Source organism: Mycolicibacterium wolinskyi str. Jessa 2025, assembly GCF_049241375.1.
Classification (GTDB): Bacteria; Actinomycetota; Actinomycetes; order Mycobacteriales; family Mycobacteriaceae; genus Mycobacterium; species Mycobacterium wolinskyi.
Genome location: NZ_CP185960.1, coordinates 6,388,857 through 6,414,255, shown reverse-complemented (window position 1 = coordinate 6,414,255; position 25,399 = coordinate 6,388,857). Strand labels below are relative to the sequence as shown.

Sequence of the window (25,399 nt, the reverse complement as noted above, 5' to 3'; positions counted from 1 at the left end):
ATCGGGTATGGGAATTAATGTCGCGGGAATGTCTCGATACTGCACTATTGCCGGCGTTCACGGCGTCCTGCCGCCCTATAGATACACCCAGGAAGAGGTCACGGAGACCCTTCTTGACCTGCCGGGATACGCCGAGCACGAGGAAATCGTCCGGTCCCTGCATAAAAGCGCAAAAGTTAACAGTAGGTACCTGGTAAGACCCATTGAGGAATACGCCAGGTTGAGTGATTTCGGCGAGACGAACAATTTATTCATCGAACACGCAACAGATCTTGGGTGTGAGGCGTTATCCGGTGCGCTCGACGAGGCCGGGCTGCGTCCGGAGGACGTCGATCTGATCGTCACCACAACCGTCACCGGCGCCGTTGTCCCGTCCCTCGACGCGCGGATCGCGGGCCGGCTCGGCCTGCGGCCGGACGTGCGCCGCATCCCGATCTTCGGGCTTGGCTGCGTGGCCGGGGCGGCCGGTATCGCCCGGCTCAACGACTACTTGCGCGGCGCGCCCGACAAGGTCGCGGTGCTGGTGTCGGTCGAGCTGTGCTCGTTGACGCGCAAGCACCATCCGTCGATGCCGACACTGGTGGCCGGTGCGCTGTTCGGTGACGGCGCGTCCGCGGTGGTCGCGGTCGGGGAGCAGCGCGCGCAGGAGCTCGACCCGAGCGGACCCGACGTGCTCGACTCCCGCAGCCACCTGTACCCGGACTCGTTGCACGCGATGGGCTGGGACATCGGCACGCAGGGATTCGAGATCGTGCTGAGCGCCGAGGTGCCCGCCTTCGTCGGGCGGTACCTGGGCGACGACGTCACCGGATTCCTCGGCGACCACGGGCTGACGGTCGGCGACGTGGGGGCGTGGGTGAGCCACCCCGGCGGGCCGAAGGTGATTGAAGCCATCATCGACACCCTCGAATTACCCACCGACGCACTCGATCTCACCTGGCAGTCGTTGGCCGAGGTCGGCAATCTGTCCTCGTCCTCGGTGCTGCACGTGTTGCGCGACACGATCCGCAAGCGACCGCCCGCGGGCAGCCCGGGAGTCTTGATGGCGATGGGCCCGGGGTTCTGCTCCGAGCTGGTTCTGCTGCGTTGGCGTTGATGGGCGTGAAGAGCTATACGACGCTGATCGCTGCCGTCGCCGCCGAACGGCTGCTCGAGCTGGTGGTGTCCAAGCGCAACCTCGAATGGAGTAAGGCCAACGGCGGCAAGGAGTTCGGCGCCGGTCACTACCCGGTGATGGTGGCACTGCACACCGGGCTGCTGGTCGGCGCGCTGGCAGAGGGACGCAGGCGCACGTTCCGGTCCGCGCTGGGTTGGCCGATGTTCGCGGTCGTGCTGGCGGCGCAGGGGCTGCGTTGGTGGTGCATCACGACGCTCGGCCGCCAGTGGAACACCCGGGTTGTGGTGGTGCCCGGGGCGAGCCGGGTCGTCGACGGGCCGTACCGCGTGATCCCGCACCCCAATTATGTGGCCGTGGTCGCCGAAGGCGCGGCCCTGCCCCTCGTGCGCGGCGGCTGGATCACCGCGCTGGTGTTCTCGATTGCCAACGCGGTGTTGCTGCGGACCCGCATTCGCGTGGAAAACGAAGCGTTGCAGGGCTTGACGTGATCGATCTGCTCGTCGCGGGAGGCGGCCCGGCCGGGCTGGCGACCGCGGTGTACGCGGCGCGGGCCGGGCTCGAAGCCGTCGTCGTCGAGCACCGGCGCGGCCCGATCGACAAGGCGTGCGGCGAGGGTCTGATGCCGCATTCGGTCCGCCAGTTGGAGCGCCTCGGTGCAACAGTCGAGGGAAAGGACTTCTACGGCATCCGCTACCTCGACGGTCGCCGCTGTGCGGAGGCCCGGTTCCGCGACGGGGCCGGGCGCGGGGTGCGTCGTACGGTGCTCCACGCAGCGCTGTCCGAAGCCGCGGCGGCGGCAGGCGTGCGGGTGGTACACGGCGAGGTCGGTGAGGTCACGCAGGACTCGACATCGGTGAGCGCAGCGGGTTTTCGTGCGCGGTACCTGGCCGCCGCCGACGGGCTGCACTCACCGATCCGCCGGTCGTTGGGGCTTGCGAGCGGCGACGCGCAGCGCCGTCGGTGGGGGATCCGGCGGCACGTGCAGACCGCCCCGTGGTCGGACTGCGTCGAGGTGTACTGGGCGCATGACACCGAGGCGTACGTGACGCCGGTCAACGACGACTGTGTCGGCATCGCGATCCTCAAATCCACACGCGGCGGGTTCGGCGAACACCTCGAGCAGTTCCCCGAACTGGCCGAGCGGATCGACGGCCTGCCCCACGGCCAGGACCGCGCGGCAGGTCCGTTGCGGCAGAAGGTGCGCCACCGCACGGCAGGCCGGGTTCTGCTCGTCGGCGACGCCGCCGGCTACATCGACGCGCTCACCGGCGAGGGGATGGGTCTCGCGTTCGGCGGGGCGGAGTTGCTCGTGGGCTGTGTGCTGGCCGACCGGCCCGAGGATTACGACCGGCAGTGGCGAGCGATGACCCGGCGCTACCGGTTCCTGACGGCAGCGCTGTTGCACGGCAGCGGTTTTCGCCCGGTGCGGACGGCCATCACGCCGGCTGCGGCGGCCCTGCCGTCAGTGTTCACCCGGGTGGTCAACGCGCTCGGGGAGTGAGTTCTTGCGCCTGCCGAGGCCGCCCAGGAACTCCAGCGAACGCATGCCGTGGAAGATCAGCAGGGCCGCGATCGAGCCGAGCGCGATACCGGTGAACGTCAAAGACCCGGCCTGCCAGGTGAAGTCGGCGATGCCGATGATGAGCGGTATCGCGGCGGTCATCTGGTTGATCGGCTTGGCGAAGTCGACGTGGTTGGTCAGCCAGATCCGGACACCGAGGATGCCGACGAGCCCGTAGAGCACGATCGTGGCCCCGCCGAGGACCCCCGGCGGTATCGCCGAGATCGTCGCACCGACCTTGGGGCACAACGACAATCCGATCGCGACGGCCGCCGCGACCCAGTACGCGGCGGTCGAATAGACCCGTGTCGCGGCCATCACGCCGATGTTCTCGGCGTAGGTGGTCGTGGCAGAACCGCCGCCGGCGCCGGCCAGCACGGTCGCCACGCCGTCGGCTGCCAGCGCCCGTCCGATGAGCGGGTCGATGTCGGTGCCCGTCATCTGGCCGACGGACTTGACGTGGCCGATGTTCTCGGCGACGAGTGCGATGACCGCGGGCAAAAACAGCGGCAGCACGCTGATCGTGAATGTCGGCGCCTGGAACTCGGGCAGGCCCACCCACGGCGCGGCGGCGATCGCCGACGTGTCGACCTCGCCGAGGATCAACGCCAGTAGATAGCCGACCGCGACGGCGCCGAATATGGCCAGCCTGCCGATGATTCCGCGGAAGAACGCCAGGGTGGCCACCAGCAGAACCAGCGTGACGAGGCCGACCAGCGGACCCTTCTCGAAGTTGTTCTTGGCGGCAGGCGCCAGGTTGAACCCGATCAGCGCCACGATCGCGCCGGTCACCACCGGCGGCAGGACCAGATCGATCCATCGCGTGCCGACCAGATGCACGACCGCGCCGATGAGGATCAACAGCACGCCGACCGCGATCAACCCGCCCAGCGCGCTGCCGGTTCCTTCGGCGGCGACGGCCGCGGTCACGGGCGCGATCACCGAGAAGCTCGACCCGAGGTAGCTGGGCAGGCGGTTGCCGGTGATGAGCAGGAACAGGATGGTGCCGACGCCGGAGAACAGCAGGGTGGTGGCGGGCGGGAACCCCGTCAGCACCGGCACCAGGAACGTGGCACCGAACATCGCCACGACGTGTTGGGCGCCGATTCCGATGGTGCGGGCCCAGTCCAGCCGCTCGTGCGGGGCGACGACGAAGTCATCGTCGGCGCGGGCCTCGACATACTTCCAACTCAGCAGGGTCACGATTGAGAACTACACACCATGAACGGCCACCGTGCACCCGCACTCGCGCAAGAATCGAGCGCGATGAAGCTGACCGCCGCGACCGTGGCTCCCGGGCTGGTGCAGATCGTGCACTACCAGCGGTCGTGGCTGCGGGGCGACGTCGTGGCGGGCGTGACGGTCGCGGCGTATCTCGTGCCGCAGGTCATGGCCTACGCCACGGTCGCGGGCCTGCCGCCGGTCGCCGGGCTCTGGGCCTCGCTGGTGCCGATGGCCGTCTACGCGATGCTCGGCTCGTCACGTCAGCTGTCGGTCGGTCCGGAATCGACCACCGCCCTGATGACGGCCACCGCATTGGCGCCGTTGGCGATCGGCGATCCCGCGCGGTACGCCGTGATGGCGGCTGTGCTGGCGCTGCTCGTGGGAGCGATCTGTCTGCTCGCCGGCTTCTGCCGGCTGGGCTTTCTGGCCGACCTGTTGTCGCGGCCGGTCCTGATCGGTTATATGACGGGCGTCGCGGTCATCATGATCAGCGGACAGCTCGGCAAGGTCACCGGGACCACGGTCGAGGGCGACGAGTTCATCGACGAGGTCGGGTCTTTCGTCGCCGGCATCGGTGACGTCCACTGGCCCACCGTGGCGCTGTCCGGTGCGGTGCTGGTGATGCTGCTCATCCTCTACCGGATGTCTCCGCTGTTCCCCGGGCCGTTGGTCGCGGTGTTGGCCGCGACGGCCGTGGTGTGGCTGTTCGGCATGGAGGACAACGGCATTCGCGTCATCGGCGACATCCCGGCCGGTCTCCCGGTGCCCAGCCTGCCCGCGGTCACGTTCGCCGAACTCGCCGCGTTGACGATTCCCGCGGTCGGCATCGCAGTCGTCGCATTCTCCGACAACGCATTGACCGGCCGGACCTTCGCGGCCCGCCGCGGTGAGACCATCGACGCCAACGCCGAACTGCGCGCACTCGGCGTCTGCAATCTGACCACCGGTGTGACACAAGGGTTTCCGGTGAGTTCGAGCGGCAGCCGGACGGCGCTCGGCGATGTTCTCGGCAGCCGCACGCAGCTGTATTCGTTGGTGATGCTCGCGACAGTCGTGGTGGTGATGCTCGCCGGCCGCGGCCTGCTCGAGCACTTCCCGATGGCCGCGCTCGGCGCGCTCGTGGTGTACGCGGCGCTGCGGTTGGTCGACATCCCGGAGTTCCGGCGACTGGCCCGGTTCCGTCGCAGCGAACTGGTGCTTGCGGTGGCCACGACGGTGGCCGTGCTCGGGCTCGGCGTGCTCTACGGCGTGCTGGTCGCGATCGGGTTGTCGCTGCTCGACATGCTGCGGCGGGTGGCCCGGCCCCACGACAGCGTGCTCGGTTACGTGCCCGGCATGGCCGGTATGCATGACGTCGACGACTATCCCGAAGCGGAGCCGGTGCCGGGGCTCGTGGTCTACCGCTATGACGCCCCACTGTTTTTCGCGAACGCCGAGAACTTTCGCGAACGTGCGATGGCCGCGGTCGATGAGGCCGACGGACCCGTCGAGTGGTTCGTGCTCAATGCCGAGGCCAACGTCGACCCGGATCTGACCGCCGTCGACGCGCTCGAGCAGTTGCGCCGGGATCTGACGGCACGCGGCATCGTGTTCGCGATGGCGCGCGTCAAACAGGACCTGCTCGATGACCTCGTCGCGGCGGGGTTCGTCGACCGCGTGGGCGAGGACCGGATCTTTCCGACCCTGCCGACAGCCGTCGAGGCGTTCCGGGCGCGCTCCTGACGCGCCGCGAGCGACCGCGAATGTACGGCGTTGTGCGGCGTGTCGGTGTACAGACACGGGCGCTCGCGGGGTGGGGTTAGTGCATGTGGCTGCCACCGTTAATGTCGACGGTGGTGCCGGTCAGGTAGCTGGCGTCCTGGCTGGACAGGAAGGTGATGACGGCGGCGACCTCGTCGGTCGTGGCGGTGCGGCCGACCGGGATGTCGGCGGCCAGCTTGGCCTCCTGCTCGTCGGTCGAGCCGACCCGGATGTTGGTGTCGACCGCGCCGGGAGTGACCGCGTTGACGGTGACGCCGGTGTCGGCGATCTCGCGGGCCAGCGACTTGGTGAAGCCGAGGATCGCGGCCTTGGCCGACGAGTACGGCACCTTGCCGAACACGCCGCCGCCGCGCTGCGCCGACACCGAGCTCATGTTGACGATGCGGCCCCAGCCGGCCTCGATCATGTCCGGCAGGAAGGCCTTGGTCACCAGGTAGGTTCCGGTCGCGTTGACGGCCATGACCTTGTTCCACAGCTCGAGCGTGGTGTCGAGGAATCCGACCGGCGAGGTGATGCCCGCGATGTTGGCGAGTGCGCCGACCGTGGGCAGGTTGCCCGAGGCGATCTCGGCGGCCACGGCCGCATGCGCCGCGGTGACCGACTCCTCGGAGGTGACGTCGACCGCGTGGCCGAATGCCGGCACGGCGTACTGGTTGCCGATCTCGGCGGCGACCTTGGCGGACTTCTCGCCGTCCAGATCGAGGATGACGACGGCCCAGCCTTCCTTGGCGTAGCGCGCCGCGACGGCCACGCCGATGCCCTTGTCGGAGGTCGCGCCGGTGACGACGGCGGTGCGTTGGATCGTGCTCATGGATCGCTCCTTAGATGAGTTCTGAAATCAGTTGTGCGGCTGACGCAGTGGCGGCCGGCCGCTCGTCGTTGGTGACATCGCGGGTTTCCAGTTCGAGGGCGAACTCGCCGGTGTAGCCGGCGGCGGCGAGGCTCTTGAGACCCGTCGCGAAGTCGACCTGCCCGCGCCCGACGGAGAGGTTGATGTTGCCCGGTACGGCGTCACGGATGTGGACGTGGGCGATGCGGTCGGCGAAGCGGCCGACGAAGTCGACTGGATCGCCGCCCGAGGCGACGACGTGGCTGAAGTCCATCACGATGCCGATGCCGGTGCCCCGCAGTCGGTCGGCGAGGGCCTGTGCCCGGTCCATGTCGTGGCACAACCGGTAGTAGTGCAGCGACTCGGTCCAGAGTTCGACGCCGTACTCGGCGGCCAGCTCTGCTGCCGAGGCCAGTTCGGCGGCGACGAGGTCGAGATCCTCGTCGAGGGTGCGTACCGGCGTGTGGTCGATCGCGCCGCATGGCAGCACCAGAGCGTCCGCTCCGGTGTTGGCGGCGAGGGACAGGAGCATGGTGAGGTGCCTGCGGCGGTCCGCGCGGGCTTCGTCGCTGAGCGGATGGTTCAGATCGCCGATGTCACCGTTGATCGACCGGACCCGTAACCGCGAGGCGGCGACGGTCGCGGAGACCGTGGCGACGGCGGCTTCGTCGAGCACATAGGGCACGTGGTCGCACACCCCGGGCAGCGCGCCGAGGTCGATCGCCCGGAATCCCAGCTGATCGATCCAGGTCAGCGCCATCTCGAGATCGAGGTGCCGAAAGCTGATGGTCGAGCAGCCCAGGCGAGCGTGCGGTCGGTTTTCGCCGGTCATGTAGTGCCTTCACAGGTGGAGTGCGTGATGGCGGCCACAGTATCCAAGTTGACTGTCAACAGTCAACTGGCGACGCCTAAATTATGTCGACTGTTGACAATGAGTTGTGTGCGCGCTCACACTGGGTGACCTGAAGCACTGTTGACCGTCGACAGTGACGCGGACTAGGGCTTTTGAAAGGATCTGCTCATGAGCGACGATGCTCTTTCGATGCGGGGGCCGGTACACGGAACCCCGGAGGCCAAGCGGGTCGCGATCGGCTCCGGCGTCGGCGCCGTCATCGAGACCTACGACTTCATCGGCTTCGGCACCGCGGCCGCGCTCTACTTCGGGACCGCGTTCTTCCCGAACTCGAGCCCGGTCGCAGGCACGTTGGCCGCATTCGCCACGCTCGGCGTCGGGTTCGCGGCCCGCCCGCTCGGCGGCATCATCGGCGGGCACCTGGGCGACAAGGTGGGCCGCAAGCCCGTCCTGGTCGCGTCGCTGATCATCATGGGCCTGGCCACGTTCGCCATCGGCCTGCTGCCCACGTACGCAGCCGTCGGCGTGCTCGCACCCGTGCTGCTGGTGACGGTGCGCATCGTCCAGGGCCTGGCATTCGGTGCGGAGTGGGGCGGCGCGATCCTCATGAGCTACGAACACGCGCCGTGGAAACAGAAGGGCCGCTACACCGGAATCGTCCAGGCCGGTTTCCCCGTCGGCCTGCTGCTGGCCAACCTGGTGTTCCTGGTCAGCGTCCACCTCGGCGGTGACTGGGCCTGGCGCGTGCCGTTCCTGGCCAGCATCGTGCTCGTCATCGTCGGCCTGATCATCCGAGCCCGGGTCCCCGAGTCCCCGGTGTTCGAAGACGTCAAGCAGACCGGCAAGATCGTCAAGGCGCCCATCGTCGAGGTGTTCAAGACCGATTGGCGAAACATCCTGCGCGGCATCGGTCTTCGCGTCGCCGAGACGGCCGGCTACGCGGTGTCGATCACGTACATGATCTCCTACCTCAAGAGCGCGAAGCTGGCGACGGCCACCGAAACCCTTGTCGCCCTGTGCATTGCGTCGGCAGTCGGCATCTTCGCCACGGTGGCCTGGGCCAGGCTGACCGACCGGGTCGGCCGCCGACCCGTCTACCTCTGGGTCTGCGCGTTCGGCATTCCGTTCGGTGTGCTGATGTTCATGCTGGTCAACACGGGCCTGTTCCTGTTGATCGTCGCGACGTTCATCGTGTCCTACGGCGTGTCCCAGAACGCGCTGGCCGGTGCGCAGGGCGCGTGGTTCCCCGAACTGTTCACGGCCAACACGCGCGCATCGGGAGCCTCACTGGCGTACCAGATTTCGGCGATGGTCTCGGGCTTCACGCCCTTCATCACGACGCTGCTGTACGAGGCGTTCGGCTGGGTCGGTCCGGCGCTGCTGTTCTCGGCGTATGCCGCGATCGGGCTGTGGGCGGCGATCGTCACCAGGGAGACCTGGGGTCCGCGCGAACGCGCCTTGGCCGACAAGGCCGCCGCGAACGCGCACGCGCTCGCGGCGTGAGGCGCCGAGCGGCGGTAGCATCAGTGTCGACAATCAGATGTTGACAGTCCGGGGAGGTTCGATGACCACCGTGTCTGGGGATGCCCCGTCACTGCTGCGCCTGGAGAAGACGAGTCTGCGGGAGCAGGCCCTCTCCGCGCTGCGCCGGGCGATCACCACCGGCCAGTTGCAGCCGGGCACGCATCTGGTGGAAACCGACCTGTCCGAGGCGTTGCAGATCAGCCGAGGCACATTGCGTGAGGCGATGCGCCAGCTGCAGCAGGAAGGCCTCATCTCGGCGGGGGCGCGCGGGCGGCTTTCGGTGCGCCATCTCGACACCAAGGAGATCAAGGACATCTTCGACGTGCGGGCGGCGCTGGAATCGTTGGCCGCAAGCGCGCTGGCCCGGCGCGAGGATCGCGCCGCGGCCGTCGCGGAGTTGCGCGTGGCGGTCGCCGACATGGAGCGCTGGGCCGCCTCCAACCTCGAGGACCGCATCGAGGCCGACCTCAAGTTCCACCGCACGATGTGTCATCTGTCGGGCAACGAGACGCTGCTGCACTCGTGGTCGTCGCTGGAGGGCAGTATCCGGATGTCGATCATGTACGCCGGGGTCGAGCGCGCCCTGAAGAACATGGACGCCAAACGTCACCTGGAGATCGTCGAGGCCATCGAGTCCGGTGACGACGCGGCGGCGGCCGCGACCGTACGCGAGCATATGTGCACGGCCGCATCGGTTCTGGTGGACGGGCACGACTGATTCAGCGCAGGGCGCGCACGCCGTAGATCGCCGCGCCCACCGCGACCACCGCCAGCCCCGTCAGCACCGACGACAGCGGCAGGGTGAACGCCAGCACCAGGCAGCCCACCAACCCGAGCGCGGGGATCACCCGGCGGCCGAGGGTCCAGGCCGAGGCGTTGGCGATCGCGTAGTACATCAGCACCGCGAACGACGAAAACCCGATGGCGCCACGCAGATCCGCGAACGCCGCGAGCACCGCCACCGCGACGCCGACGACGATCTCGGCCCGGTGCGGGCTGCCGAACCGCGGATGCACGGCGGCCAACCGGTGCGGCAGGTGATGGTCGCGGGCCATCGCAAGCGTCGTACGGGACACCCCGAGGATCAACGCCAGCAGCGATCCCAGCGCGGCGACCGCGGCCCCGACCCGCACCACGGGCTGCCATTGCCCGGCACCCGCCGCGGCCACGGCGTCAGCCAAAGGTGCCGGTGCGGACGCCAGTTCGGCACTGCCGAGCACCGCGAGCGCCGCGACGGCGACGACGGCGTACACGACCAACGCGATGCCCAGCGCGATAGGGATGGCGCGGGGGATCGTGCGCGCCGGGTCGCGCACCTCCTCACCGAGGGTCGCGATACGCGCGTAGCCGGCGAACGCGAAGAACAACAGACCTGCCGCCTGCAGCACGCCGCCGGCCGTGACATCGCCTGCCAGTTCCAGCCGGGCAGTGTCGGCCGCGCCCGATCCGAGGACGATGACCACGACCGCCGCGAGGACCGCGAGCACGACGGCGACGATGATCCTGGTGAGCAGTGCTGATTTCTGGACGCCGGCGTAGTTGACCACCGTGAGCGCCACGACCGCTGCCACCGCGACGGCGTGCGCCTGATCCGGCCACACGTAGAGGCCCACGGTCAACGCCATCGCCGCGCACGACGCGGTCTTGCCGACGATGAAACTCCAACCCGCGGTATAGCCCCAGAATTCGCCGAGCCGTTCCCGGCCGTACACGTAGGTACCGCCTGACTGCGGATAGCGGGCCGCCAGCCGCGCCGACGATGTGGCGTTGCAGTACGCGACCACCGCCGCCACCGCAAGTCCGATGAGAAGCCCGGTTCCGGCGGCCGCCGCTGCCGGGGCAAGCGCGGCGAATATGCCCGCGCCGATCATCGAGCCCAAGCCGATGGTCACTGCGTCGACGGTGCCGAGCCTGCGCTGCAGACCCTCTGGCGTGGTCACGCCAGCGATACTAGATCAGTGCGTGTCGCGGTTCGGCATGAGCGATTCGTGAGCCGACGTCGTCGCGGCCCGAAACAACACGGCGAGCAGGGCGAGGCCACCGATCACCACGACCGGGATGGTCCACAGCCGGCGCGTCACCAATGCCGACCCGCACTTGTCGACGTACTCACCGCCGGCCGCGGCGGCCTGGTCCAGGTGAGCCGAAAATCCTGTCCCGCAAGGAATCTGCATACCGTACTGGTCGAAATCGTCCAGGTAGACCGACATGCTCATCAGGTAGAGGCCGATGGCGACGATGATGGCACCGGCGATCCCGATGTAGACAGCGCGATAACTCATGCCTCCCTCTCAGGTCATACAGACGTCGGTGAACAACAGCACCGGCCACGACACGATCGAGCCGAGGAACGACACTGTCGCGTCCAGCGGCGCCATCTGCTCGAGATGGTCCGTGTGGGTACTCGACCAGATCGCGCCGATCAGCAGGTAGGGCGCTCCGAGGATGATGCCGGCCACCACTAGTTCGCCGACCGCGATACGGTACGCCAGCAATCGTCGCAATCTGACAAGCACACGACCCCCGTCCGGCCTCAACCTCGATTATGTTAATTGCCATTCTGCATGGCGTTACCATTTTGACCGGATCGGTAGGTCCGTTTATCGTGTCGACATGGCGCGCACCACGCCCGGCCCGAGCGACAGTGGCGCATCTGGTGTGCGACGCCGTCCCAAGGACCGTAAAGCCCAGATCGCGCGGGCTTCCGCCGAGGCATTCAGTTCCCTCGGTTACCACGGCGTCAGCATGGAGTCCATCGCCTCGCGCGTCGGGATCTCGGCGGCCGCGTTGTACCGGCACTATTCGAGCAAGTACGAGTTGTTTCGCGATGCGGTGCTCAATCTCGGTCAGCAACTGGTCGACAACACCGCGTTCGCGGACGGGGACTCCGCAGTCGGCACTGTCGACCCGCGCGAGCAGCTCCGCCGTCTCGTCTCCGCGCTGACCGACACCTCCCTCGCCAACCGCGAATCCGGTGGCCTGTACCGCTGGGAGGCGCGGTTTCTGACCGGAGACGATCAGACCACGCTCGACGCCCAGGTCCGCACGGTGCATCAGCGCATTCACCGGCCCCTGCAGGAGCTGCGGCCGGACCTCGGTTCGCACGAGCGCTGGACGCTGTCCACCGCGGTGCTCAGCGTCGTCGGCAGCATCGTCGATCATCGGGCGAAGCTGCCCGCCGGCCAGATCCGCGAAGTGCTGGCCGAGATCGCCGAAACCGTGCTCGCCGCCGAACTGCCGGAGCTTCCCGATCCCGACGACGCCGAACCGGCCCCGGCGCCGGCCGGTGTGGGCGCAACCAAATACGAAGCGCTGCTGACCGAATCGATGCGGCTGTTCAACCAGAACGGCTACCGCGACACCACCATGGAGCACATCGCCGCGGCCGTCGGCATGCCGGCCTCCGGTATCTACCGGTACTTCTCGGGCAAGACCGACATCCTGGCCGCGGGATTCCGCCGCGCGGCCGATCGGCTCTCGGCGGACATGGCCGAATTGCTCAGCTCCATCGAGGATCCCGAGCAGGCACTCGTGGCGTTGATCGACAAGTACGTGGCCCGCTCGTTCGAGCGTCCGGAACTCGATTACGTCTACTACACCGAACGCCTCAACATGGCCCCGGCCGACCAGAAGATCCTGCGCGACCTGCAACGGTCGGCCGTCGAGTCGTGGGTCGACTTGGTGACGCCGGTGCGTCCGCAGTGGTCTGCCGGTCAGGCGCGGTTCGCGGTTCATGCTGCGATGGCTTTGGTGATCGACCTGGGCCGGCTGATGGAATACCAGAATTCGGTGCAGGCCCGGGCCGTTGTCGCGGCCATGGTCGATCTGACGTTGTTGGGCCGCTACCGGTTACGGACGGCGTTGCCGGCCAGGTAGGCGAGGTAGCCGAGGGTTCCGACGGCGGCCAGCTTGCGGGTCTTGGGCAGCAGGAGACCCAGTCCGATCGCAGTTTCGATCCCGCCGTTGGTGTAGATGTGCTTCTGGGTGTCCTTGGGGAACGCCGACTTGGTGATCGACTCGAACAGCTGCGGCTTCACGAAGTGCGAAACACCGGTGCCCGCGACACCGAGGCCGACGAGCTTGACCAGCTTGGAATTGTTGCCCTCTGCCATGTGTGATCCTCTCTGATCAGGCAAACGTGTAGTCACTCAACGGAAATCGTGACGCTTCCGCGACGGCCCGGCGGGTCGTCATCGGTCTGAGCAGCGTTGCCTCGCCACTCGGATTGAAATAGTACGACCGTGCCGATGCGCAATTTCCGAGGGTGAACAAGGAGTCGCCGAGCGCCTCGGTCATCCGGTCCAGGTATCGGCTGTTCGCCTCCTCGGTGACCTCGAATGTGGTGGCGCCGCGGCGCTTCACCTCGGCGAACAACCGGTCCATGAGCCGCATCTGGTACTCCATGGTGTTGAAGAAGTTGAGCCCGAGGAACGCGTACGGGCTGGCCAGGCTCAGGTAGTTCGGGAAGTACGGCATCGAGACGCCTTGGTAGGCCTGGAATCGCGTTTCCCGCCACCACTTTCCGAGGTTGCGGCCGTCCCGGCCGATCACTTCGATCGCCGGGAAGTTGGCCTCCCACAGGTCGAATCCCGTCGCGAGCACCAACGTGTCGATCGTGGTCTTGGTACCGTCGGCGTTGACGATGCCGTCGGATTCGATGCGCTCGATGCCGTCGGCCTGCAGGTGTACGTGTGGCTTGGTGAACGCACGGTAGTAGCCGTTGGAGAACGTCGGGCGCTTGCAACCGAAGTCGTAGTCCGGGGTCAGTTTCCGGCGCAATTCGGGGTCGCGGATCGACGCGAACCGGTGCAGCTTCGCGAGGTCGGCCGCCGCGATGTTGAGCCGCCGGAAGTACCGGTGCTTGAGCACCGCGGTGTCGACCATGAACGCGTACAGGCTGTCGGTGACGGCGCGAACGACCCGCTGCGTCAGCGGCACACGCGCGAACAGCGCCCTGGCGCGCGGCGAGAACCTCAGGTCCACCTTCGGCACCACCCAGATGGGTGTGCGCTGGTAGACGGTCAGATCGGCGACCCGCTTGGCGAGTTCGGGGATGAGCTGGACCGCCGTCGCGCCGGTACCGATGATCGCGACCCGCCTGCCGTTGAGGTCGTAGCCGTCTTCCCAGTCGGTTGTGTGGATGACCTTGCCCGCGAAGTCGTTGATGCCGGGGATGTCGGGGGTGTAGGGCTGGGACAGGAATCCGGTTGCGGTGAACAGGAATCGCGTGTTCAGCGTCTCGCCACCCGCGACAGCGACCCGCCAGAGACCCGATTCCTCATCCCAGCGAGCGCCCTCGACCGTGGTGTTGAAGCGCATGTGGCGGCGCATGCCGTACTTGTCGGCCACGTCGTCGGCATACTTCTTGATCTCGGCACCGGTGGAGAACAGACGCGACCAGTTGGGGTTCGGTTCGAAGAAGTACGAGTACGTGGTGGTGGGCACGTCGACGGCCAGGCCGGGATAGTGGTTGACGTACCAGGTTCCGCCGAGATCGTCTTCGCGATCGACGATGACGAAATTGTCGATACCCATCCGCTTGAGCTGGATGCCGGCGCCGATCCCGGCGAAACCCGCCCCGACGATGACCGCGTCGTACCTACCCGGACTCATGCGGCAAACAGTACCGCAGGTACCGGGTACTTTGTCGAGAGGTCGATCAGTACAGCTTGGCGAGGACCTCGCCGGCCTCGGCGTCCTCGACCGCGGGCGTGATATCCATCGTCAAGAACTCGCCCCACTCCGCCGCGGACTCGAACATGGCCTTGGCGTCGTCGGTCTCCACAATCGCGAAGCCCTGGCCGTTCATGCCCCACCAGCGGCCGAGCATCGTGACGCCGTCAGGCACCTGCGCGCCGGTCTTCTTGAACTTGTCGACCGCCTCGCGGTAATTGGCCTGGCTCTGCGTCCAGTGCACGATGAACTTCATGGTGACCTCCTCTTGGTGGTGGCTCACATCGATTAGTCGAGTGTGTCCCCGGGCAGGTCACCTGCTTAGAGTATGGCGTTACCCTATTTCCCCGATGCGGCGGTTTTCGCTGCTAGGTTCGCCGTGGATAAGTGTCGCGTCGGTTGCCGAGAGCTGCCGTTCACGTCGACTCGACCGTGTAATGGATGGTCTGTGCGACGATCCAGCCATCCTCGATCAGAAACGAGTCCGCCCCGTCGCGTACGCGCGCATGGTCGGCTTCGGCGGTCCATTCCAGAAATGCCACTCGTCCATCGAACAGTCGGTTCGTGTAGGTGTACGGCGCGTCCGGAAGCTCCTGCGCCAACAGTTCAGCGAGCTGCCGCACACCGTCGCGGCCACGAAAGATGCCGCGACGCTCGAGCACGACGCACTCGGGCGAGACGTTGCGCTCGATATCGTCGTCGAAGCGATGTTCGCCAGCGAGTCGCAGGTGGTCATCGAAAACCTCCTGGGTCGACCGCTTGCGCAGATCGTCAGTCATCGTCTTGGTCCCAGCGTCGTGGATCGTCCTCCAGACTCGCCCGATCCCAGCCGGCGAGGTCGGCCGCGGCGGCGTAGGTCGTCTGCAGAAACTCCAACAGGGCACGGTCAGGGTCGGCGGATGTCCGAACCGCCTCATACGGCAACAGGAATTGCCTGAATTCGGAACTGTAGAAGGCGGCGTCGGGGCCTACTCGAAAGTCGGCGAAGCCCTTCGGCTCCGGGTAGGCGTAGGCGTAGAACGCGCCCTCCTCGCCGCCACCCGGCCAGAACCCGCAGCTGCTCAACTCGTGCGAATACCCTTCCACCATCACCCAATCCGCGCAGTTGGGAGCTCCGCCAGGGTGCTCGGGCGCCGGGCGGCCCGAAAACCGCGTGCAGGCCATGTCGAATGAGCCCCAGAAGAAATGCACCGGGCTGACCTTGCCGACGAAATGCGAACGGAATTCGCTGATCACCCGGTGTGCCTGCACGAGTTGGCGCCAGAACAGATGTGCGGCCTGCGGGTCGTAGGACGCGTGTTCGTGATCTTCGGCGAACGGGATGGCTGGTTCGACTTCGTTGGGCCGAGCCGAGATTCGCGCTTCGATGCCCAATTGGTCCAGGGCAGCGAGTGTTTCGGCATAGAACTCGGCAACAGATTTCGGTGCCAACGCGACGGTGCGTGACTCGCCGTCACTCGTGCGGATCAGCAGCACGTGGTCGATGAAGTCGAACTCCATGTCGAACAAACGGTTTCGGTACGGAATCGACGATGTGGTCAGGCCACGCGGACTCACGTACAACGTGACCTGCCACCAGTGGTTGAGCAGTGGCGAATGCGTGAGCCGGATCTTGCCGACGATCTGTGTCCACATGTGCAGCGTGTCGCGGGTCGGCCCCCAATCCGCGACACGCAGCGCCGGCCAGCCGTTGTCGGCAGAAGTCATATGTCGAAGCCTAGCCGCGCGCCGATCCGCGCACCCGTCGAAGGACGGGATCGCCTGCTAGCCGAGCTTTCCGGTACGTGGGCTCTCGGTGGTGGCGATGCAGGTGACCACCCGGTCGCCGCGTTGCCAGGAGTCCGCGGTCGGGTAGAGCACGAACAGTTTGATCGCGGAATCCTCCGCCGTCGCCGGCGAATACTCCGCAAGCGCGGGGGCGCACTTGTCGGTGTACTTGATCACCTCTGCCTCACCCGGGAAGTCGCCGTCGGGCATCGGCAACACCGCAAAGACCTCACCTTTGTGCGGCTGATCGCACGGCACCGTCTGCACGTAGAGCACGCGGCTGCTGTCGGGAATCTCGACCAGGCAGTCGCCGCTCTTCACCTCGGATGCCTCGGTCGAGTCGCGTTGGGTGAAGACATAGAGCGCCACGCCGGCGGCGACGACCAGTGCGATCACGGCAACCACTGCGATCAGCACCCACTTGAGTGCCGAGGACTTCTTGGGCGGTGCCGGGAACTGGCCGGACTCCGACGAGTACGGCTGCGGCGGGGGCGGCGGGTAGCCGTGGCCGGGCGGCGGGCCGTACGGCGGAGGGCCGGGGGGAGTGCTCATGATCCGACGATATCGAGCCGCCGCAACGCCGCGTCGACCGCAAGGGCCGGGACGTCGAGGGTCTTGGACCCCAGATCGTGCCGCGCGCCGGTGATCGCGACCACCTCGGCGGGGCCGGTGATCAATGCCGCTGCCGCATCGATCTCGTCGAGCGTGCCGAATGGGTCGGCACTGCCGTGCGTGAACACGGTCGGCACCGTGATGCGGGGCAGGTGCTCGGTGCGGGCCCGCTCGGGCTTGCCGGGTGGATGCAGCGGATACGAGAAGAGGGTCAAGACGTCGACGACGACGCCTTCGTCGGCGACCGCCATCGATGTCTGCCTGCCCCCGTATGAGTGCCCGCCCGCGAGCACCGGACCGTCATTGAGGCTGCGCGCCAACGCGACTGCCTCCGCGATTCCTTCGCGGTCGCCGGCCGCCGAACCCGACGGCGGTCCCTTGGGTCTGCGCCGCCGGTAGGGCAGGTTGTAGCGGATCGCCAGCCAGCCGCGGGAAGCCCATTCGTCACAGATCCTGATCAGCAGCGGCGACTCGCGGCTGCCGCCTGCGCCGTGGGTGAGCACGACTGTGCCTTTCGGGCTGCCCGGGGGCCGGTGCTCGATGCCTGCGATGTCGTCGAGGCTCATGATTGCAGGCGGAACAGTGCGTTCACCGGGCCGTGGCCGTGCCCCAGCGGATAGGCCGCACGGATGCACTCGGTCACCCAGGCCTTGCCGAACTCAACCGCGTCGGGAACCGAATAGCCATGTGCCAGAGCGCATGCCGTGGCCGCGGCCAGCGTGTCACCGGCGCCGTGGTCATGGCCGGTGTCCACGCGCGGCGCGTCGAACTCGTAGAAGTCACTGCCGTTGAACAGGATGTCGGGGCTTGCCGCCGACGAACGCAGATGCCCGCCCTTGACCAAGGCCCACTGCGGTCCCAGCGCGTGCAGCGCGCGGGCCGCCTCCTTCTGCGAGGCCGGATCGACCACCTCGATGTCGACGAGCAGGCGTACCTCGTCGAGGTTGGGCGTCACCAGCGTCGCCAGCGGGAACAGGTCCGTGCGCAGGGCGTCCAGGGCGCTGGGATGCAGCAGCGGATCGCCGTGCATCGACGCGCACACCGGGTCGACCACAAGCGGCACCTGCCCGGCGAGCCCCTCGCCGCGCCACGTCTCGGCGATCGTGGAGATGATGTCCGAGGACGCGAGCATGCCGGTCTTGGCGGCCTGGATACCGATGTCAGAGGTCACCGCAGAGATCTGCCCCGCGACGACGTCGAGCGGGATCTCGTGGAAACCCTTGACGCCCACGGAGTTCTGCACCGTCACTGCGGTCAGCGCGACGCAACCGTGCAGCCCCAGCATCGCGAAGGTCCGCATGTCGGCCTGGATGCCGGCACCGCCGCCGGAATCGGACCCGGCGATGGTCATCACCCGCAGCGGTGTGTGGCCGGCGGGGGGCAAGGACAAGTAGTTCACTTCGACGATTCTGCCAAGGTCAAATACACGCGGTTGCCGTGTTCGGCGAACTCCACCGACTTGTCCTGCATGGCGTCGCGAATGTCCTGCGTGATGCGCATCGAACAGAACTTCGGGCCGCACATCGAGCAGAAGTGCGCGGTTTTGGCCGGTTCGGCGGGCAGCGTCTCGTCGTGGAACTCGCGTGCGGTGTCCGGGTCCAGCGACAGCGCGAACTGGTCGTGCCACCGGAACTCGAAGCGGGCCTTGGACAGCGCATCGTCGCGCTCCTGGGCGCGGGGATGACCCTTGGCCAGGTCGGCGGCGTGTGCGGCGATCTTGTACGCGATCACGCCGTCCTTGACGTCCTTGCGGTCGGGCAGGCCCAGGTGTTCCTTCGGGGTGACGTAGCACAGCATCGCCGTGCCGGCCTGGGCGATGATCGCCGCGCCGATCGCCGAGGTGATGTGGTCGTAGGCGGGTGCGATGTCGGTGGCGAGTGGCCCGAGCGTGTAGAACGGAGCCTCCTCGCAGAGCTCTTCTTCGAGCTTGACGTTCTCGACGATCTTGTGCATCGGCACGTGACCGGGCCCTTCGATCATCACTTGCACGCCATGGGATTTGGCGATCTTCGTCAGTTCGCCCAGGGTGCGCAACTCGGCGAACTGTGCCTCGTCGTTGGCGTCGGCGATCGAGCCCGGCCGCAGACCGTCGCCCAGCGAGAACGTCACGTCATAGCGGGCCAAGATCTCGCAGAGTTCCTCGAAGTTGGTGTAGAGGAACGACTCCGTGTGATGTGCCAGGCACCAGGCGGCCATGATCGAGCCGCCACGGGACACGATCCCGGTGACCCGGTTGACCGTCAGCGGAATGTAGCGCAGCAGCACCCCGGCATGCACCGTCATGTAGTCGACGCCCTGCTCACACTGCTCGATCACGGTGTCGCGGTAGATCTCCCACGTCAGCTTGGTGGGGTCGCCGTTGACCTTTTCCAGCGCCTGGTACATCGGCACGGTGCCGACCGGGACGGGGGAGTTGCGCAGGATCCATTCACGGGTGACGTGGATGTCGCGGCCGGTGGACAGGTCCATGATGGTGTCCGCACCCCAGCGGGTGGCCCACACCATCTTGTCGACCTCTTCGCCGATCGACGACGTGACGGCCGAATTGCCGATGTTGGCATTGACTTTCACCGCGAACGCCTTGCCGATGATCATCGGCTCGCTCTCGGGGTGATTGTGGTTGGCCGGGATGACCGCCCGCCCACGTGCGACCTCGTCGCGCACCAGCTCGGCCGAAACACCTTCGCGCGCAGCGATGAACGCCATCTCGGCGGTGATCTCGCCGGCTCTGGCGCGCTGCAGCTGCGTGCCCCGGTCGCGCACGACGCCCGTGCGGGGCGGCAACCCGGCATTCAGATCGATCGCGGCCTCGGGGTCGGTGTACGGGCCCGAGGTGTCGTAGAGGTCGAGATGATCGCCGTCGGTCAACAGCACCCGACGGAACGGCACGCGCATGGCGGCCCCATCATGGCCGACCTCACGGTAGGACTTGACGCTTCCGGTGATCGGACCGATCGTGACCGACGGATCGACCGTGCCGTTGACAAAGACATCACTCATGAAAGATCTCCCTACGCCGGCATTACCCGGTCAGGTTCGTACGGTCGACGGGCCTACCCGTCCTCTCAGCGCGCTCGGTGCGCGCTCCCGCGTGGATTTGGTTGTGCGTGTCCCAACGTAGCGCAGTCGGTCGGCGATGGGGAACCGGGGCGCGACGGATTGCCCCTCGATGGTTTGTATAGCTAATATATGTGTTTTGAATGTATGGGCCGCCGCTGTCCCTGGATTGCGATACGTAAAGCGAAGACGGAATGACGACTGAGACGACGAAAGCTGCCGGGAGCGTTGACGCGGCCCAGGCCGTGACCGCGACCCGACGCATGCGGATGGATCGCGACCACCCCTTCTACAAGTGGATCGTGTTGTCCAACACGACCCTGGGCACCCTGCTCGCGACGATCAACGCCTCGATCGTGTTGATCTCCCTGCCCGCGATCTTCCGGGGCATCGGGCTCAACCCGCTGGCGCCTGCCAACGTGAGCTATCTGCTGTGGATGCTCATGGGCTACCTGGTCGTGACGGCCGTGCTGGTCGTGCTGTTCGGCCGGCTCGGCGACATGTACGGCCGGGTCCGCATCTACAACCTCGGCTTCGTGGTGTTCACGGTCGCCGCGGTCGCGCTGTCGGTGGACCCGTTCGACCTCGGTGGCGGCGCGGTGTGGCTGATCGCGTGGCGCGTGGTGCAGGGGATCGGCGGGGCAATGCTGATGGCGTCGTCGTCGGCGATCCTCACCGACGCGTTCCCGGCCAACCAGCGCGGTATGGCGCTCGGCGTCAACATGGTTTCCGCCGTCGCCGGATCGTTCCTCGGCCTGCTGATCGGTGGCGTGCTCTCCGAATGGGATTGGCGTGCGATCTTCTGGGTCGGTGTTCCCGTCGGGGTCCTGGGCACCATCTGGAGTTACCGCTCGCTCAAGGAACTCGGCGTGCGCACCCCGGGGCGGCTCGACTGGGCGGGCACGCTGACCTTCGGCGTCGGGTTGACCGTGCTGCTCACCGGCATCACCTACGGCATCCAGCCCTACGGCGATTCCACGACCGGTTGGACCAACCCGTGGGTATTCGGGTCGATCGCGGCGGGGCTGGGCCTGCTGGTGCTGTTCTGTGCCATCGAACTTCGCGTGCCGAACCCGATGATGAACATCCGGCTGTTCCGGTCGACGGCGTTCGGCATGGGAAACCTCGCCGGGCTGATGTCCTCGGTGGGCCGCGGCGGATTGCAGTTCATGCTGATCATCTGGCTTCAGGGCATCTGGCTTCCGTTGCATGGCTACAGCTTTGAGTCCACACCGCTGTGGGCCGGGATCTACATGCTGCCCATGACGGTCGGGTTCCTGGTGTCGGGTCCGCTTGCCGGCACCCTGTCGGACCGGTACGGCGCACGGCCGTTCACCGTCGGCGGCATGCTGTTGATGGCGGTCACCTTCGTTGCACTGGTGATGATCCCGGTCAACTTCGACTACTGGCTGTTCGCGCTGCTGGTGTTCCTCAACGGCCTGGGCGGCGGCATCTTCACCGCGCCCAACACGGCGTCGATCATGTCGGCGGTGCCGGCGGCCGAACGCGGGTCGGCGTCCGGCGTGCGTGCGACGTTCTTCAACGCCGGCTCATCGCTTTCCATCGGCATCTTCTTCTCGCTGATGATCGTCGGGCTCGCCGGAAGCCTGCCCACCGCGATGAGTTCCGGCCTTGAACAGCAGGGTGTTTCGGCCGCGGTCGCCCACGATGTGGCGAATCTGCCACCCGTGGGCAGCCTGTTCGCGGCGTTCCTGGGCTACAACCCGATCGCCGAACTGCTGGCCCCGTCGCACGCCCTTCAGCAGCCCGGCGTCAACGTCGAGGTGCTGACCGGTCAGCAGTTCTTCCCGCAGCTCATCACCGAGCCGTTCCATGCCGGGCTGACGGTGGTGTTCGTCGCGGCCGCGGTGATGATGGTGATCGGCGCGGTGGCGTCGTTGTTCAACGCGGGCCGCTATGGGACGGAGGCGGGAGCCGACAATCAGGCCTGAGAGGCAGGAGCCGACAATCAGGCCTGAGAGGCGGGAGCCGACAATCAGGCCTAGCTCGCCCCACCGATCGTGACGGCACGCAGCAGGAATCCGTCGAGCCGGCGTCCGATCACCGACTCCGCCGGGAAATGCGCGGCGATCTCCAGGTTTTCGTCCGTGACGGCCTCGGCCCATTCGACCGGCCAACCGCCGTCGGACAGGCTGGTCTGAAAGGCGAGCACGACGTCGTCGCGCGTCATCTCGGACTCCGTGACGAGCGCCGTCGTGGTGGCCCGGTGTGAGGCGGCACCGGCGAATGCGCGGCCGCAACCACAGGACCCGCGAGCGTCGTCGCGGTCGCGCGTACATGGTTCCTGTACCCACACGAGCTCGCCTTCCACGCAGTAGTGATAGTCGTCGGGCTCCATGCCTTGGGTGAACTCGGTTGCCACCAGAATCTTCACGGGTACCTCCACGGTCGGGATGGGGTGCACGCTACGGGGGTGCACCGACATCGAGCCGTGTCCGGGTTTGCAAGCGTCACCTACCATTTGCATGGTGCCGACGGGTGGCGGCACCGGGGTGCGACGGAGGTGCAGCGATGAGTACGTCCCCGCCGCCAGACCCGTGGCGGCCCGAGCCGATGTGGGATCAACTCTTCGAACTCGACGAGGCCCGGCGGGCCTCGGTACTGCCGCGGGGGCTGAAACGCAGGCGGTGGCTTAAGCCCGCGCTCATCGCGTCGGCGGCGTTGGTGGTCGTGGTCGCCATCGTGGCACTCGTGGTGTGGCTGCTGCGTCCGGAACCGCCGAGTGAAACCACTTCTGGGGCAACCGAATCCACCGGGACAACCGATCCGCAAGCGCAGCGCCGCTTGGCGCAACTGCTGCCTGCCGGCTACTCGCCGGACGCGTGCACCCCCGCGGCGCCGTCCGCGCCGGATGCAATCGCGTCGGTGACGTGTGGCGAGAACACCGACCCGAGCGGCCCACCGCGGGCGACGTACACGTTGTTGAGCGACAAGGCCGCTCTCAGTGACGCTTTCGATCAGGTCGTCGCATCATCGACCACCGTCGTGTGCCCGGGCCGCATCCAATCGCCTGGCCCGTGGCGTCGCAACGCGACACCTGATCAGGTCAGCGGCATCCTGTTCTGCGGTACGCAGCAGGGGCGCCCGATGGTGGCCTGGACCGATGAGGCCAGCATGGTGCTGAGCCAGGTCCACGCGGACGAGGCTGGCCCGACCTTCCCCGAGTTGTATGCGTGGTGGTCGTCGCACTCGTAGACGCATGAATGCCGGTGGCGCCGCGGCGTCACCGGCATTCAGCTCACGTCGTCAGGGGGTGGGCGTGCCTTGAACTGCCGCAGGCACGAGCGTCGGGATTCCACCGGCCGTCAGCGGCGGCGGTGCCTCGGTGCCCGCGGGAACCGGCGTCGTCGGCGCGGGAGCGCCAGGCGCCGGCGGTGCGGCGGGAGCGGGCGCGGGAGCCGGAGCAGCGGGCGCGCCCGGGGCAGGGGCGGCCGGCGCGGGCGCCGCTGGTGCGGGTGCCGCTGGAGCGGGGGCAACCTGGACGCCTGCGGGCAACGGGGTGCCCTGGCTGCCTTCGGGTGCCGGCGCATCGGCGGGCAGAGGCGTGCCCGGTGCGTCTGCCGGCAGCGGTGTGCCCTGGCTGCCTTCCGGCAGCGGTGCGTCCACGGTGCTGCCCGGCAGGTCGGTCGCCCGGGTTCCGGCGCCCGGCGCCGTGGCGGCCGGCGCCGGAGTATTCGCCGCGGGCACCGGAGCCGGGGCGGCAGGCGCGGGAGTCGAGGCGACGGGTGCGGCAGGTGCGGTCGCAACCGGTGCGGAGCGGATCGGAACCGATCGGGACCCGGACGGTGCCGGTGCCGACGGGGCAGGTGCCGTCCAGGTCGCGAGATCCTGGCCACCCGCGTTGTAGACGACGCTCGTCGGCTTGTCGCCGGTGACGTCGAAATAGACCTTGCCCGTGGTCTTTTGACCCTGGGCCAGGGTCGCCGGGTTGACGCCCTGCGGCGTGGCGACCTGGAACAGCACGCGGTAGTTCTCACCGTCTGCGGCCCGCGCGTTCAGATTGGAGACGATCGGCGTCACGGAGCCCTGGATCGCCTCGTCGGTGGCGGTGGCCTCCCACAGCGTGCCGCGCACCGCGTAGGGAATCGTGTCGCTGCTCGGCTTGAGGTCGCTGATCGTCCAGGCCTGCACCACGGCACCGTTTTCCAACTTGGCCTGGCTGCCGAGCTGGCTGCTGGCCGTTGCGGCGGCGTCGGCGAATGCGGTTGCCATACCCGCGGTGCCTGCCGCTCCGGCTGTGGCCAGCGCTGCGGCGACGGCCGCGGTCAACGTCGAGATTTTCATGTTGCGGTCACTCCCTGAGTCGTCGGTTGACGGCTTCCCCCGAACTGGGCGGTCACCTGCCAGCGAAGCTAGCAGTCGAATTAATGGTACGAAACCTTTAACGCCGTATCGGACGCCAATTCCGGGCGGCGAATCGCCGGGCCGCGCGACGGGAAGATCGCCGGGACCAAGGTTGCGGGAGTCCTGTTTGTCCAGATGGAAGGGGTACTGCGGCGTTGCCTGCTCTTCAGGTCGACGCTCGTGAACAAGAGCTGCGGCAACGATGAACGAAAAGAATTCGATTGCGCACTATTGGCGAAACCTTCGCTTACTTTCTGTTTCGTTCGCGCGTCAGTTCAGGTCCACCAGAACGGGCGCATGATCACTGGGGGATTTGCCTTTACGTTCCTCGCGCACGATTTCGGCGTGCGTCACTCGTTGCGCCAATGCGGGCGACCCGAGGATGAAGTCGATCCGCATGCCCTGACGTTTCGGAAACCGCAGTTGGGTGTAGTCCCAATATGTGTAGACGCCCGGACCCGGCGTGAAAGGCCGCACCACGTCGGCGTATTGCGCCTCGACGATCGCGGCGAACGCCGACCGCTCCAACGCCGTGACATGGGTCGAGTGTTTGAAGACCTCGATGTCCCACACGTCCTCGTCGGTGGGCGCGATGTTCCAGTCGCCCACCAGCGCGATCTGTGCCTGCGGATCGTCGGCCAACCACTTTTGTGCGTTGTCGCGAAGTGCGGCAAGCCATTCCAGCTTGTACGCGTAATGCGGGGAGCCGACGGTGCGGCCGTTGGGGATGTAGAGGCTCCACACCCGCACGCCGGCGCAGGTCGCGGCCAGTGCCCGGGCCTCGGCGGCGGCTTCCCACGCGGGTTGGCTGTCGAAGCCCAGTTGCACGTCCTCCAGGCCGACGCGGGACGCGATCGCGACACCGTTCCACTGGTTGTGCCCGTGGTGGACCACGTCGTAACCGAGCGCGGCGAACGGCATGGTCGGGAACTGGTCGTCGGCGCACTTGGTCTCTTGCATCGCCAGCACGTCCACGTCGGCGCGCGCCAACCAGTCGGTGACCCGGTCGACGCGGGCACGGATCGAGTTGACGTTCCAGGTGGCCAGCCGCATGGC

Annotated in this window: 27 protein-coding genes and 1 riboswitch; of the genes, 9 read left to right on the top strand and 18 right to left on the bottom strand. The window is 67.2% G+C overall.

The genetic code is table 11. From position 1 onward, the window contains the following. Positions 1 to 28: 28 nt before the first annotated feature. Genes ACOI2T_RS31885 through ACOI2T_RS31875 form a run of 3 tightly spaced genes read left to right on the top strand, consistent with a single transcriptional unit; the run spans position 29 to position 2,618 of the window. On the top strand, positions 29 to 1,096 hold the full coding sequence (locus tag ACOI2T_RS31885; RefSeq protein ID WP_409504383.1) for a type III polyketide synthase: 1,068 nt from the start codon (positions 29 to 31) through the stop codon (positions 1,094 to 1,096). After that, the gene (locus ACOI2T_RS31880) at positions 1,096 to 1,605 is read left to right on the top strand and encodes an isoprenylcysteine carboxyl methyltransferase family protein (RefSeq protein ID WP_409504384.1); all 510 of its coding nucleotides are present in this window, start codon (positions 1,096 to 1,098) and stop codon (positions 1,603 to 1,605) included. Before ACOI2T_RS31885 ends, ACOI2T_RS31880 begins: the two co-directional genes overlap by 1 nt. Next, positions 1,602 to 2,618 carry an NAD(P)/FAD-dependent oxidoreductase gene (locus ACOI2T_RS31875; protein ID WP_409504385.1) on the top strand — a complete coding sequence of 339 codons (1,017 nt, stop codon included), beginning with the start codon at positions 1,602 to 1,604 and terminating at the stop codon, positions 2,616 to 2,618. The genes ACOI2T_RS31880 and ACOI2T_RS31875 overlap by 4 nt, the downstream gene beginning before the upstream one ends. Here ACOI2T_RS31875 and ACOI2T_RS31870 read toward each other — a convergent pair. Beyond that, positions 2,580 to 3,881 carry a uracil-xanthine permease family protein gene (locus ACOI2T_RS31870; protein ID WP_409504386.1) on the bottom strand — a complete coding sequence of 434 codons (1,302 nt, stop codon included), beginning with the start codon at positions 3,879 to 3,881 and terminating at the stop codon, positions 2,580 to 2,582. The two genes, ACOI2T_RS31875 and ACOI2T_RS31870, sit on opposite strands and share 39 nt — an antisense overlap. A gap of 63 nt (positions 3,882 to 3,944) precedes the next feature. Between ACOI2T_RS31870 and ACOI2T_RS31865 the strand changes: the two genes are divergently transcribed. Further along, entirely contained in the window at positions 3,945 to 5,624 is a 1,680-nt protein-coding gene (locus tag ACOI2T_RS31865) for a SulP family inorganic anion transporter (RefSeq protein ID WP_409504387.1), read from the top strand. 76 nt (positions 5,625 to 5,700) lie between these two features. On the opposite strand, the gene ACOI2T_RS31860 is transcribed toward ACOI2T_RS31865, so the two are convergent. Both ACOI2T_RS31860 and ACOI2T_RS31855 read right to left on the bottom strand, forming a co-directional pair. Next, complete coding sequence (locus ACOI2T_RS31860; protein ID WP_409504388.1) at positions 5,701 to 6,474, bottom strand: SDR family NAD(P)-dependent oxidoreductase; 774 nt, start codon at positions 6,472 to 6,474, stop codon at positions 5,701 to 5,703. 10 nt (positions 6,475 to 6,484) lie between these two features. Continuing rightward, on the bottom strand, positions 6,485 to 7,324 hold the full coding sequence (locus ACOI2T_RS31855; RefSeq protein WP_409504389.1) for a sugar phosphate isomerase/epimerase family protein: 840 nt from the start codon (positions 7,322 to 7,324) through the stop codon (positions 6,485 to 6,487). A 189-nt stretch (positions 7,325 to 7,513) separates the two neighbouring features. On the opposite strand from ACOI2T_RS31855, the gene ACOI2T_RS31850 reads away from it, so the two are divergent. Beyond that, positions 7,514 to 8,848 (top strand): MFS transporter, encoded by a 1,335-nt coding sequence (locus ACOI2T_RS31850; protein ID WP_409504390.1) that lies wholly within the window; start codon positions 7,514 to 7,516, stop codon positions 8,846 to 8,848. 70 nt (positions 8,849 to 8,918) lie between these two features. Continuing rightward, a complete protein-coding gene (locus ACOI2T_RS31845) occupies positions 8,919 to 9,587 on the top strand; it encodes a GntR family transcriptional regulator (protein ID WP_409504453.1) in 669 nt (222 codons plus the stop codon). A gap of 1 nt (position 9,588) precedes the next feature. Here ACOI2T_RS31845 and ACOI2T_RS31840 read toward each other — a convergent pair whose 3' ends face one another. The 3 genes from ACOI2T_RS31840 to ACOI2T_RS31830 are packed head-to-tail and all read right to left on the bottom strand — an operon-like array spanning position 9,589 to position 11,385. Then, positions 9,589 to 10,809, bottom strand: coding sequence for an APC family permease (locus ACOI2T_RS31840; protein ID WP_409504391.1), 1,221 nt, complete (start codon positions 10,807 to 10,809; stop codon positions 9,589 to 9,591). Positions 10,810 to 10,824: 15 nt separating this feature from the next. Further along, positions 10,825 to 11,151 carry a hypothetical protein gene (locus ACOI2T_RS31835; RefSeq protein ID WP_409504392.1) on the bottom strand — a complete coding sequence of 109 codons (327 nt, stop codon included), beginning with the start codon at positions 11,149 to 11,151 and terminating at the stop codon, positions 10,825 to 10,827. 9 nt (positions 11,152 to 11,160) lie between these two features. Further along, positions 11,161 to 11,385, bottom strand: coding sequence for a hypothetical protein (locus ACOI2T_RS31830; protein ID WP_409504393.1), 225 nt, complete (start codon positions 11,383 to 11,385; stop codon positions 11,161 to 11,163). A gap of 97 nt (positions 11,386 to 11,482) precedes the next feature. On the opposite strand from ACOI2T_RS31830, the gene ACOI2T_RS31825 reads away from it, so the two are divergent. After that, positions 11,483 to 12,745, top strand: a complete 1,263-nt coding sequence (locus tag ACOI2T_RS31825) for a TetR/AcrR family transcriptional regulator (RefSeq protein WP_409504394.1) — start codon at positions 11,483 to 11,485, stop codon at positions 12,743 to 12,745. On the opposite strand, the gene ACOI2T_RS31820 is transcribed toward ACOI2T_RS31825, so the two are convergent. The 9 genes from ACOI2T_RS31820 to thiC form a co-directional block, all read right to left on the bottom strand. Beyond that, complete coding sequence (locus ACOI2T_RS31820; RefSeq protein ID WP_085147738.1) at positions 12,712 to 12,981, bottom strand: DoxX-related protein; 270 nt, start codon at positions 12,979 to 12,981, stop codon at positions 12,712 to 12,714. The two genes, ACOI2T_RS31825 and ACOI2T_RS31820, sit on opposite strands and share 34 nt — an antisense overlap. 16 nt (positions 12,982 to 12,997) lie before the next feature. Next, positions 12,998 to 14,482 carry a flavin-containing monooxygenase gene (locus ACOI2T_RS31815; RefSeq protein ID WP_409504395.1) on the bottom strand — a complete coding sequence of 495 codons (1,485 nt, stop codon included), beginning with the start codon at positions 14,480 to 14,482 and terminating at the stop codon, positions 12,998 to 13,000. Positions 14,483 to 14,528: 46 nt separating this feature from the next. Further along, positions 14,529 to 14,825: a DUF3303 domain-containing protein gene (locus ACOI2T_RS31810; RefSeq protein WP_409504396.1), complete on the bottom strand. Its 297-nt coding sequence runs from the start codon at positions 14,823 to 14,825 to the stop codon at positions 14,529 to 14,531. 133 nt (positions 14,826 to 14,958) lie between these two features. Next, positions 14,959 to 15,321: a nuclear transport factor 2 family protein gene (locus ACOI2T_RS31805; RefSeq protein WP_409504397.1), complete on the bottom strand. Its 363-nt coding sequence runs from the start codon at positions 15,319 to 15,321 to the stop codon at positions 14,959 to 14,961. Next, on the bottom strand, positions 15,314 to 16,249 hold the full coding sequence (locus ACOI2T_RS31800) for a DUF5996 family protein (protein WP_409504398.1): 936 nt from the start codon (positions 16,247 to 16,249) through the stop codon (positions 15,314 to 15,316). Before ACOI2T_RS31800 ends, ACOI2T_RS31805 begins: the two co-directional genes overlap by 8 nt. Positions 16,250 to 16,306: 57 nt before the next feature. Then, positions 16,307 to 16,861 carry a septum formation family protein gene (locus tag ACOI2T_RS31795; protein ID WP_409504399.1) on the bottom strand — a complete coding sequence of 185 codons (555 nt, stop codon included), beginning with the start codon at positions 16,859 to 16,861 and terminating at the stop codon, positions 16,307 to 16,309. Further along, complete coding sequence (locus ACOI2T_RS31790; RefSeq protein WP_067849444.1) at positions 16,858 to 17,487, bottom strand: alpha/beta hydrolase family protein; 630 nt, start codon at positions 17,485 to 17,487, stop codon at positions 16,858 to 16,860. Before ACOI2T_RS31790 ends, ACOI2T_RS31795 begins: the two co-directional genes overlap by 4 nt. After that, positions 17,484 to 18,320, bottom strand: coding sequence for a bifunctional hydroxymethylpyrimidine kinase/phosphomethylpyrimidine kinase (gene thiD / locus ACOI2T_RS31785; protein WP_067849442.1), 837 nt, complete (start codon positions 18,318 to 18,320; stop codon positions 17,484 to 17,486). The genes ACOI2T_RS31790 and thiD overlap by 4 nt, the downstream gene beginning before the upstream one ends. Next, positions 18,317 to 19,921: a phosphomethylpyrimidine synthase ThiC gene (gene thiC, locus ACOI2T_RS31780; protein WP_409504400.1), complete on the bottom strand. Its 1,605-nt coding sequence runs from the start codon at positions 19,919 to 19,921 to the stop codon at positions 18,317 to 18,319. The genes thiD and thiC overlap by 4 nt, the downstream gene beginning before the upstream one ends. Beyond that, a riboswitch (TPP riboswitch) is annotated at positions 19,913 to 20,022 on the bottom strand. (Overlaps the previous gene by 9 nt.) A 150-nt stretch (positions 20,023 to 20,172) precedes the next feature. On the opposite strand from thiC, the gene ACOI2T_RS31775 reads away from it, so the two are divergent. Continuing rightward, positions 20,173 to 21,930 carry an MFS transporter gene (locus tag ACOI2T_RS31775; RefSeq protein ID WP_409504401.1) on the top strand — a complete coding sequence of 586 codons (1,758 nt, stop codon included), beginning with the start codon at positions 20,173 to 20,175 and terminating at the stop codon, positions 21,928 to 21,930. Positions 21,931 to 21,980: 50 nt separating this feature from the next. Here ACOI2T_RS31775 and ACOI2T_RS31770 read toward each other — a convergent pair whose 3' ends face one another. Beyond that, positions 21,981 to 22,373 (bottom strand): DUF7715 family protein, encoded by a 393-nt coding sequence (locus ACOI2T_RS31770; RefSeq protein ID WP_409504402.1) that lies wholly within the window; start codon positions 22,371 to 22,373, stop codon positions 21,981 to 21,983. A gap of 137 nt (positions 22,374 to 22,510) precedes the next feature. Here ACOI2T_RS31770 and ACOI2T_RS31765 point away from each other — a divergent pair, with 137 nt between their 5' ends. Further along, positions 22,511 to 23,194 (top strand): hypothetical protein, encoded by a 684-nt coding sequence (locus ACOI2T_RS31765; RefSeq protein WP_409504403.1) that lies wholly within the window; start codon positions 22,511 to 22,513, stop codon positions 23,192 to 23,194. Between the two features lie 51 nt (positions 23,195 to 23,245). Here the strand turns inward: ACOI2T_RS31765 and ACOI2T_RS31760 are convergent, their stop codons facing one another. Both ACOI2T_RS31760 and ACOI2T_RS31755 read right to left on the bottom strand, forming a co-directional pair. Beyond that, on the bottom strand, positions 23,246 to 24,283 hold the full coding sequence (locus tag ACOI2T_RS31760; RefSeq protein WP_409504404.1) for an MPT63 family protein: 1,038 nt from the start codon (positions 24,281 to 24,283) through the stop codon (positions 23,246 to 23,248). 330 nt (positions 24,284 to 24,613) lie between these two features. Continuing rightward, entirely contained in the window at positions 24,614 to 25,396 is a 783-nt protein-coding gene (locus tag ACOI2T_RS31755) for an exodeoxyribonuclease III (RefSeq protein WP_409504405.1), read from the bottom strand. Between the last annotated feature and the right edge of the window lie 3 nt (positions 25,397 to 25,399).